This is a genomic window from Streptomyces albus subsp. albus (genome assembly GCF_000725885.1).
In the GTDB taxonomy this organism is placed as follows: domain Bacteria; phylum Actinomycetota; class Actinomycetes; order Streptomycetales; family Streptomycetaceae; genus Streptomyces; species Streptomyces albus.
In genome coordinates this window covers 222,674-230,831 of the sequence record NZ_JODR01000014.1, presented here as the reverse complement: position 1 = coordinate 230,831, position 8,158 = coordinate 222,674, and the positions used below count along the sequence as shown (strand labels likewise).

Annotated in this window: 8 protein-coding genes; 6 read left to right on the top strand and 2 right to left on the bottom strand. The window is 73.1% G+C overall.

Annotation, left to right across the window (positions count from 1 at the left end):
• Window positions 1–187: 187 nt before the first annotated feature.
• The 5 genes from IO40_RS0117485 (at window position 188) to IO40_RS0117465 (ending at window position 5,568) form a co-directional block, all read left to right on the top strand.
• A complete protein-coding gene (locus tag IO40_RS0117485; RefSeq protein ID WP_016471234.1) occupies window positions 188–1,048 on the top strand; it encodes an ABC transporter ATP-binding protein in 861 nt (286 codons plus the stop codon).
• Window positions 1,045–2,019: an ABC transporter substrate-binding protein gene (locus IO40_RS0117480; RefSeq protein WP_016471233.1), complete on the top strand. Its 975-nt coding sequence runs from the start codon at window positions 1,045–1,047 to the stop codon at window positions 2,017–2,019. The genes IO40_RS0117485 and IO40_RS0117480 overlap by 4 nt, the downstream gene beginning before the upstream one ends.
• A 4-nt stretch (window positions 2,020–2,023) precedes the next feature.
• Window positions 2,024–4,087, top strand: a complete 2,064-nt coding sequence (locus tag IO40_RS0117475; RefSeq protein WP_030405527.1) for an iron ABC transporter permease — start codon at window positions 2,024–2,026, stop codon at window positions 4,085–4,087.
• Window positions 4,088–4,412: 325 nt separating this feature from the next.
• Window positions 4,413–4,994 carry an MSMEG_1061 family FMN-dependent PPOX-type flavoprotein gene (locus IO40_RS0117470; protein WP_234336559.1) on the top strand — a complete coding sequence of 194 codons (582 nt, stop codon included), beginning with the start codon at window positions 4,413–4,415 and terminating at the stop codon, window positions 4,992–4,994.
• 25 nt (window positions 4,995–5,019) lie between these two features.
• Window positions 5,020–5,568, top strand: coding sequence for a GNAT family N-acetyltransferase (locus IO40_RS0117465; protein ID WP_030405525.1), 549 nt, complete (start codon window positions 5,020–5,022; stop codon window positions 5,566–5,568).
• A 48-nt stretch (window positions 5,569–5,616) separates the two neighbouring features.
• Here IO40_RS0117465 and IO40_RS0117460 read toward each other — a convergent pair whose 3' ends face one another.
• Entirely contained in the window at window positions 5,617–6,261 is a 645-nt protein-coding gene (locus tag IO40_RS0117460; protein ID WP_031175716.1) for an HAD family hydrolase, read from the bottom strand.
• A gap of 358 nt (window positions 6,262–6,619) precedes the next feature.
• Window positions 6,620–7,000, bottom strand: a complete 381-nt coding sequence (locus IO40_RS0117455; RefSeq protein WP_031175715.1) for a winged helix-turn-helix transcriptional regulator — start codon at window positions 6,998–7,000, stop codon at window positions 6,620–6,622.
• A gap of 83 nt (window positions 7,001–7,083) precedes the next feature.
• Here IO40_RS0117455 and IO40_RS0117450 point away from each other — a divergent pair, with 83 nt between their 5' ends.
• On the top strand, window positions 7,084–8,013 hold the full coding sequence (locus IO40_RS0117450) for an NADP-dependent oxidoreductase (RefSeq protein WP_016471227.1): 930 nt from the start codon (window positions 7,084–7,086) through the stop codon (window positions 8,011–8,013).
• The last annotated feature ends 145 nt before the right edge of the window (window positions 8,014–8,158 follow it).

The following is an 8,158-nucleotide window of genomic DNA, read 5'->3' as shown; positions in this document are numbered from 1 at the left end:
AACGGATCAACGTCCTGTTCGCGATGCTCCGCGACGGAACCTTCTACGAACCCAGAACCCCACGCCCCGCTTGACGAAAGACATAGAGGCACCCCCCCCCTTTCGCGCAGGTCGCATGGGTGAGGGGCTCTCACGGGCGTATCGGACCCGGCACAGCGGTGTACTTAGGTTAGGCTAAGCTAAACGCATGATGTTTGGGGATCATGCTGCCGCTGCTTCACGGCTGCAAGGACACGCGCTGGCGGCCGACGGGGTGACCGTCGCGTACGACGGCGTCGACGTCGTGCACGACGCCGCCCTCACGCTCAGGCCCGGCGAGATCACCGCACTGGTGGGCCCGAACGGCAGCGGCAAATCGACGCTCCTGCGCACCGTGGCGCGGCTGCAACGCGCCCGGCGCGGCACGCTGACCCTCGGCTCCGGCACCGACGGACTCACCCTCTCCCCGCGGGAGTTCGCACGCCACGTCGCCCTGCTCACCCAGAGCCGCCCCACACCGAGCGGCCTCACCGTCCGCGATCTCGTCGGCTTCGGCCGCTACCCCTACCGGGGGCGCTGGGGCGGACAGGACCCCGACGGCAGCGCCGCGGTGGACCGCGCCCTGCGCATGACGGGCGTCGACGCGCTGGCCGCACGCGGTGCCGAACAGCTGTCCGGCGGCCAGCTCCAGCGCGTCTGGCTCGCCGGCTGCCTCGCCCAGGAGACCGGCGTGCTGCTCCTCGACGAGCCGACGACCTACCTCGATCTGCGGTACCAGGTCGAACTGCTGGACCTCATCCGCGATCTGGCCGACGACCACGCGATCGCCGTTGGCGTCGTCCTGCACGACCTCGACCAGGCCGCGGCCGTCGCCGACCGGATCGCCCTGCTCCACGCCGGGCGGATCACCGCCGAGGGCGCCCCCGCCGACGTCCTGACGCCCGAGCGGCTCAGTGCCGCCTACGGCATCCGGATCGACGTCGACACAGACCCCCTGACCGGCCGGCTGCGGACCCGCGCCATCGGCCGCCACCACATGCGAAGCGAAAGGCACAGCACCACCCCATGAGACGCCTCCTGATCACCGCGACCGCCGCCACCGCGGCAGCCCTCGTCCTGGCCGGCTGCGGAACGACCGAGTCCGCCTCCTTGGGCAAGGGCAGCTCCGCCGGGAAGATCTCCCTCACCGACGCCACCGGCGCGAAGGTGAAACTGGACGGCCCCGCCAAGAAGGTCGTGGGCACCGAGTGGAACGTCGTCGAGGACCTCGTCTCGCTCGGCGTCGCCCCCGTCGGCGCCGCCGACGTGAAGGGGTACAAGACCTGGAACACGGCCGCCCCGCTCAAGAACTCCCCGAAGGACATCGGGACGCGCAGCGAGCCCAGCATGGACACCATCGCCTCCCTGTCGCCCGATCTGATCGTGACGACCACCGATCTGCCGTCCTCCGCGGTCAAGCAGCTGCGCAAGATCGCCCCGGTGCTGACGGTGCGGTCCGCCGACGCCTCCGACCAGATGGGGCAGATGAACCGCAACCTCGACCTGATCGCCGAGGCCACCGGCACGCAGAAGCGGGCGGAAGGTGTCAAGAAGACCTTCGACGCCAAGATCGCCCGGGGCAGGAAGGCCCTGGAGAAGGCCGGTCTCGACGGAAGCCGGATCGCCTTCGCCGACGGCTACGTGGCCTCCAGCCAGGTCACCATCCGCCCCCACACCGACGGCTCCCTCATCGGGTCCGTCAACAAGGAACTCGGCCTCAAGAACGCCTGGAAGATCAAGGGCGACAAGAACTACGGGCTCGCCTCCACCGATGTGGAGGGGCTCACGCGTCTCGGCGACGTCCAGTTCGCGTACATCGCCGGCTCCGAGGACAGCCGCGACCCGTTCAACGTCGACCTGAAGAAGAACGCCACCTGGAAGTCGCTGCCGTTCGTGAAGAAGGGCGAGGTGCACCGGCTGCCCGAGGGCATCTGGCTGTTCGGCGGCCCCGCCTCCATGGGCGCCTACGCCGACGCCGTCGTCGACGCACTGACGAAGTGACGCCGTGGCCGTCACCGCAACATCCCCCGCCCGCTCCGCACCGGCCGGCTCCACGGCAGGCGCGTTCGCGGTGACGGCCGCACTGGTGCTGCTCGTCGCCGCCCTCGCGGTCCTCGACATCACCCAGGGCACGGCCGCGGTCGGCCCCGCCCAGGTGTGGAAAGCACTCACCGGCCACGCCGACCAGCAGGACACGTCCGTCGTCGTCGCCTCGCGGCTCCCGCGGATGGCCGCGGGCATCCTCGTCGGCGTCGGTCTGGGCATGGCGGGCGCCGCCGTGCAGGCCGTCAGCCGCAACGTCCTGGCCGCGCCCGACACGCTCGCGGTGAACGCCGGCTCCTACCTGGCCCTGGGACTGCTGGCCACCACCGGTCTCTCGGTGCCGTTCCTCGCCTCGTCCGGTGTCGCCTTCGCCGGCGGTCTGGCGGCGGCTGCCCTCGTGATGGCCCTGTCGGGTCCGGCCGTGGGCTCCGTCCGGCTCGTCCTCGCCGGCAGCGCGCTGGCGCTCGGCCTCAACTCCGTCACCGAGGGGCTGATCCTGCTCTTCCCCGAGCGGACCGAGGGCCTCTACCAGTGGAGTCAGGGCAGCATCGGCCAGACGGGGCCGGACGCCGTCCTGCAAACGGTGCCGTTCGCGCTGGCCGGGCTGCTGGGACTGCTGCTGATCGCCCACCGCGTCGACGCACTCGCGCTGGGGGACGACGCCGCACGCGGTCTCGGCGTCCCGGTCCGCAGGACACGTCTGGTCGCGGTGGCACTCGCCGCGCTGCTGTCCGCCGCCGCGGTCACGCTCGCCGGGCCCATCGGTTTCGTGGGCCTGTGCGCGCCGGCGCTCGTGCGTCCCCTCGCACGCCGGCACCGCGCGTTCGTCCGGGCACGCGCGTACGTGCCCGTCGCCGGGCTGGCCGGTGCCGCGCTCGTCCTCGGCTCCGATGTGCTGCTGCGCACCGTCGTCCCCGCCGCGTCCGCCGTCGCGGTGCCGACCGGGGCCGTCACCAGCGTGGTCGGTGCCGTCTTCCTCGTCGGCATGGCCCTGCGGGTGCGGGACGGCGGCGGCACCGCGGCGGCGGACCGCGTCCGCATCCGGAGCAGAACGGTCTTCCTCGTCACCGTGGCCGTGCTCGTGGCCGTGCTGATCGGCGTCACGATCGCCGCCGTACTGCTGGGCGACAGCAAGCTGCTGCTCGGCGACGTCGCCAACTGGGTGCAGGGGCGGGCGGGCCGGGCCGTCGGCTTCGTCCTCGACACCCGTGTCCCGCGGGTACTCGCCGCGCTCCTCGCCGGCGCGGCACTCGCCCTGGCCGGCACGCTGGTGCAGGCCGTTACCCGCAACCCGCTCGCCGAGCCCGGCCTCCTCGGGGTGTCCGGCGGGGCCGCGCTCGGCGCCGTACTGGCCGTCACGACCGTGCCGGCCGCCGGTTCGTGGGGCATCGCCGGTGCGGCGTTCGCCGGCGCCTCGGCCACCGCGCTGCTCGTCTTCGGCCTCGCGGCACGGGGCGGATTCCGGCAGAACCGGCTCGTACTCGTCGGCGTCGGGGTGTCCACCGCGACCACCGCGCTCATCAGCCTGCTCATCGTCCTCACCGACCCGTTCAACGCGACGAAGGCACTCACCTGGCTGTCGGGGTCCACCTACGGGCGCACCCTGACCGACGCGCTGCCGCTCGCCGTCGTGCTGGCCGCGGGGGCCGCCGTCGCGTTCGCCCGGCGGACGGAACTCGACCTCGTCTCGCTGGACGAGGACACCCCCAGGCTCCTGGGACTGGCACCGGCCCGGGGACGCTTCGGCTTCCTCGTGGTGAGCGTGCTGTTGAGCGCGACGGCCGTCGCCGCCGCGGGCACGATCGGCTTCGTGGGACTCGTGGCGCCGCACGCCGCACGCGCCCTGGTGGGCCGGCGGCATGTGCGCAGCCTGCCGGTGGCGATGCTCCTGGGGGCGTCGCTCGTGGGCGTCGCGGACCTGCTCGGCCGCACCGTCATCGCCCCCGCCCAGCTCGGCGCGGGGCTCATGACGGCCCTCGTCGGCACGCCCTACTTCCTCCACCTCCTCCTGCGGAGCCGGCGGTAGGAGGCGGCGCCCCCGGGCGCCGCCCCTCCCCCGCATCCGGCTTGCAGGCCCATGCCCCCGACCGACGATTGAGCCGTCCGCCTCGTCGCCGACCGGCCGTTGCCGGCCGGCCCGGCGGACACGAACCAGGAGCATGCCCGTGCCCCACCCGATACCGACCGGCCGCCCCACCGGGACGGCCGCGCTCGCCCCGGACGACCACTCCGCGCACGGCCGCACCGGCGCGACCGGCCACCCGCCCGTGCCGGACCGCACGCCGCCCGGCCGCACTCCCGAACCCGACCGCACCACCCCCGCACGCGACCGCATTTCCGTACCCGGCCAAGTGACGGACGCACCCGTCCGCGCCGAACACGTCCCCGTGGACTCCCCCGAGACCCTGCGCCATCTCCTCGGACAGCCGATGCCGCTCGTCATCGACAAGGTTCACCAGCGGCTGACGGAAGCCGATACGGACATCCTGGCGCGGTCACCGTTCTGTGTGCTGGCCACCTGCGACGCAGACGGCAACTGCGACGCCTCACCCCGGGGCGGTGAGCCCGGGTTCGCCCACGTGCTCGACGCCGGCACGCTGGTGCTGCCGGACCTTCCCGGCAACCGCCGGGCCGACAGCTTCCACAACGTCCTGGAGAACCCGCACGTCGGTCTGCTCTTCCTCGTCCCCGGCTCCCCCGAGGTGCTGCGCGTCAACGGCCGCGCCCAAGTGCTCCGGGACGCACCCTTCTTCGACGCCCTCACCACCAGGGGGCGGCACCCGCTGCTGGCCCTCGTCGTGGACATCGACGAGATCTATCTGCACTGCCCCCAGTCGCTCAACCGCTCCGGCCTGTGGAGCGCCGGGGCCGCAGTGCGCGGGGCGGATTCCGGCGCGGCGCGCGTGAGACGATCGGCGGGCACCGCCCCGTAGCCCGCCGGACGCCGAGGGGGACCACATGCCGTCACCGGGAGACAGCCTGCCGAAGCTGCGGCAGGCGCACGTGTCCGACCACAGCACGCTCGTGCTGTGCGTACAGCGCTGGTGGGGCGACTCGCGCACACCCGAGCAGGCCCGCGAGCTGTCGCGCCTGCTGCCCCGGCTGTTCCTCCAGTTCTTCGCCACGACGAGCCTCGTGGCGGAGGACGAGCAGGGCATCAGGGCGTTCCTCGTCGGCTTCCACTCCGCCGACGACGAGCGCTCTGCCTACATCCACTTCGTCGGCGTGGACCCGCGGCTGCGCGGGCGCGGCCTGGCCCGCGAGCTGTACTCGGCGTTCTTCCGGCGGGCGGCGGCGGCCGGGCGCCGCGAAGTACGCGCGATCACCTCCCCGGGCAACACCGGGTCCCTCGCCTTCCACCGCGCCATGGGCTTCGCCCTGGAGGAGGGCGACCGGAGAATCGACGGGCTCCCGGTGCACACCGACTACGACGGACCCGGCGAACACCGGGTGTGCTTCCGCAAGACCCTCGTGGACGAACCGTCCGCGCCCGCCAGCACCCGATGAGCCCCCGCACGAAGCCGCACGCTCCCGCCCTCCGGCCGACGGCTGCCCTCACGGGGACATGCGGTCCCCACCGTCTGTGAGGCCCAGAGCCGTCGAAAGGCGGGCTACGGTCTCCCGCTGAGTGGTGGCGTGCATGGTGGTGATCCCCAGGGCGCGGGCCGGGGGCAGATTGACGGGGTTGTCGTCGACGAACAGGCACTCATGGGCGGGCACGCCCAGCCGGTCGAGGGCGAGCCGGTAGATGGCCGGATCGGGTTTGGCCACGCGCTCGCGCTCGCTGATGACGTGAACGTCGGCGAGGTCCCAGACACCGCAGTGCGCGTACGGGTCGTACGGGTCGAGGCCGAAGCTGTTGGACAGCAGCGCGATCCGCAGACCGGCGGCGCGGGCGTCGCGGGCCAGCCCGATCACATCCTCGGCCGGCCGCACCGCGCTCCACGCCCGGCCCATCAGATTGTCGTGGTCGGCGAGCCCCATGAGGGCGGCGGTGCGCCGGTTCCACTCGCGCTGGGTCATGGCTCCGATCTCCAGCGCCCGGTAGTAGCGGCGGCCGTCGGGGTGCCGGCCCAGCGTCGCCTCCCAGGCGTCGGGAGCCAGCCCCTGGGCGACGCACCAGGACTCGTGGGCGGCACGGATGCCGACGGTCAGGACCCCGGCGAAGTCGAGCAGCAGAGCACGGTAGCGGTGCGGCATGGAGGGCCTCCCCCACCGGAGGTCGGACGGCGCTCGGTGTCCTCACGAGTGTGCCGCACCCGGCGGGCACGGCGCGAGGCCCCGGAACGGGCGGAGGACGCAGGAACAGTGCGGCGCCGCGGTGCGATGCACCGTCGCACCGCGCGCCGCGCCGGCCTCGGTACGGCGCCCTTGTACGCGTGCTCACCTCCGTGGCGACGGGACCTTCTTCGGGGCGCAGCCGATGCGTTGGGCTTCGGCCTCCACGTAGGCGGGCAGCAGGGTGCAGGGGGGCGCGACCATGTGGTGCACGGCCCCCCCCTGGGGAGAGCTTCTTGGGAGCCGTCCGGCCCTCGGAAGCCGTACCGCGGCGCGCCCGTCAGTCGTTCCGGGCGGCCGGCCCGGCAGCGGCGTCGAGCGCGTCGAGCACCGCGTCGCCGTACTCCCTCGCCCACTCGGTCAGCGCACGGATCGGCTCGATCAGCGTCGTCCCGAGCGGGGTCAGCTCGTACTCGACACGGGGCGGCACCTCGGCGTAGGCGTGGCGGCGGACGAGGCCGTGCGCCTCCAGCAGGCGGAGCGTCTGGGTGAGCACCTTGCGGGAGATGCCGCCGATCAGCTCGACCAGTTCGCCGTGGCGCACCGGTCCCCTGCTGACGCCGTGGAGCACGACCACCGTCCACTTGTCGGCGATCAGCTCGACCGCCAGACGTGCCGGACAGTCGGCGAGAAAGGGATCACCGGGCCCGAAACCGCTCATGGCGCCAAAGGTACCTGCCGGTTCCTGTCGGAAACCTAGCCTGGTTTCCACTTCCCCCCTCCCCCTCCCGTACCAGGAGAGTCATGCGAGTCATCACGCAGGAGACGTTCGGCGGTCCCGAGGTGCTCACCATCGTGGAGGCGCCCGAGCCGCAGCCCCTCCCGACCGAGGTCCTCGTCCGCGTCAGGGCGATCGGGCTGAACCCGCTGGAGGCGCGCCTGCGCGCCGGCGAGTTCCCGCTGATCGGCCGGCCTCCGTTCGTCCTCGGCTGGGACATCAGCGGCGTGGTCGCGGACGCGCCGAAGACGTGGCGGTTCCGGCCCGGCGACGAGGTGTTCGGGATGCCGCTCTTCCCGCGGGCGGCGAGCGCGTACGCCGAGGCGGTGGCGGCGCCGGCGCTGCACCTGGCACGCAAGCCGGCCTCGCTCTCGCACGTCGAGGCGGCGGCTCTGCCGGTCGTCGGGCTGACGGCGTGGCAGGGCCTCGTCGACCTCGGCGGCGTGACCGAGGGTGACCGCGTCCTGGTCCACGGCGGTGGCGGCGGGGTCGGCCATGTCGCGATCCAGATCGCGAAAGCGCGCGGCGCGCACGTGATCACGACCGCCGGCAGGAGCAAGCGCGAGTTCGTCGAGGAGCTGGGCGCCGACGAGGTGATCGACTACACGGCGGCCGACTTCGCCGAGGCGGTCGGTGACGTCGATCTGGTGCTCGACACGATAGGCGGCGAGACCGCCGCGCGGTCGCTGGGAGTGCTGCGGCCAGGCGGTCACCTCGTGACGGCGACCGCCGAGGACGACCCGGAACTCATCGCCGCGTACGAGGCGGCGGGCATGCGCTTCAGCGGCATCGCGGTCGACCCCGACCCGGTCGCCCTGCGCGGTCTCGTCGAGCTCGTGGAAGAGGGCAGGCTCCGGGTCCATGTGCAGGAGACGTTCCCGTTCGAGCGCGTCGCCGACGCGCACCGGCTGCTGGACGGCGGCCATCTTCGGGGCAAGCTCGTCCTCACCGTCTGATCCCGCCACGGGGCCCCGTGCCAGCGCGGCCGGTGCGTGGCCGGGGTACTGGCCGACCGGACCGGAGCCAGCACGCGGGCCCTGCACTACCCACGGCGTGAGCCGCGGTGACGTGATGACGTGGTGATCCCGTGACCGTGACCGC

Bases quoted from the DNA above. Each gene is read 5' to 3' on its own strand.
- IO40_RS0117485 (WP_016471234.1), top strand. From the start codon at position 188: ATGATGTTTGGGGATCATGCTGCCGCTGCTTCACGGCTGCAAGGACAC.
- IO40_RS0117480 (WP_016471233.1), top strand. From the start codon at position 1,045: ATGAGACGCCTCCTGATCACCGCGACCGCCGCCACCGCGGCAGCCCTC.
- IO40_RS0117465 (WP_030405525.1), top strand. From the start codon at position 5,020: ATGCCGTCACCGGGAGACAGCCTGCCGAAGCTGCGGCAGGCGCACGTG.
- IO40_RS0117460 (WP_031175716.1), bottom strand. From the start codon at position 6,261: ATGCCGCACCGCTACCGTGCTCTGCTGCTCGACTTCGCCGGGGTCCTG.
- IO40_RS0117455 (WP_031175715.1), bottom strand. From the start codon at position 7,000: ATGAGCGGTTTCGGGCCCGGTGATCCCTTTCTCGCCGACTGTCCGGCA.
- IO40_RS0117450 (WP_016471227.1), top strand. From the start codon at position 7,084: ATGCGAGTCATCACGCAGGAGACGTTCGGCGGTCCCGAGGTGCTCACC.